This is a genomic window from Streptomyces sp. WM6386 (assembly GCF_000972385.1).
Lineage (GTDB): Bacteria > Actinomycetota > Actinomycetes > Streptomycetales > Streptomycetaceae > Streptomyces.
The window spans coordinates 1-473 of the sequence record NZ_JXTE01000469.1 but is presented as its reverse complement, the minus strand read 5'-3'; the positions used below and the strand labels follow the sequence as shown (position 1 = coordinate 473).

1 pseudogene is annotated in these 473 nt (G+C 67.2%); it reads left to right on the top strand.

Annotated features, from left to right (window positions below):
• Positions 1-310 (top strand): annotated as a pseudogene (locus tag TN53_RS42280) (hypothetical protein); the annotation flags it as partial.
• Between the last annotated feature and the right edge of the window lie 163 nt (positions 311-473).

The window sequence follows — 473 nt, the reverse complement described above, 5'->3', positions numbered from 1 at the left end:
GGCGTCGGTCGCCGAGCAGCCGGTGCGGGTGGTCGGGGCGATCATGGTGCCGCACTGGCGGGAGGGGCTGTCGGCGGATGCGCTGCCGGATGTGTACCGCGACATCGTGGAGGTCGTGGCAGACGCGTCGACTCCGATGCAGGCCAAGCAGATCGTGCCGAGGATCGGGCTGCCGGCGGTGACGGCGAAGATCGAGGGGACGCGGGGCAAGCTGAAACGGCTGGTGGAGCGGGGCTGGCTGACCGAGGACCAACCCGGGCTGTTCGCGCTCGCTCACCGGACAGCCGAGGCGGGCGGGGGAACTCCCTGAACGATAAAGGCTCTTCTTTCTACCTTCGTAGGTGCCAACCAAAACAAAGCGCAGAAAGAAGAGCGCGATGGAACCCTACGACGCCTGCGATGCCATCGATGAGTTCGCTGCCGCAGTCAGCGCCTTCGGCTGCCTGCAAGGCGACTTGGCCGGACCCGCGACC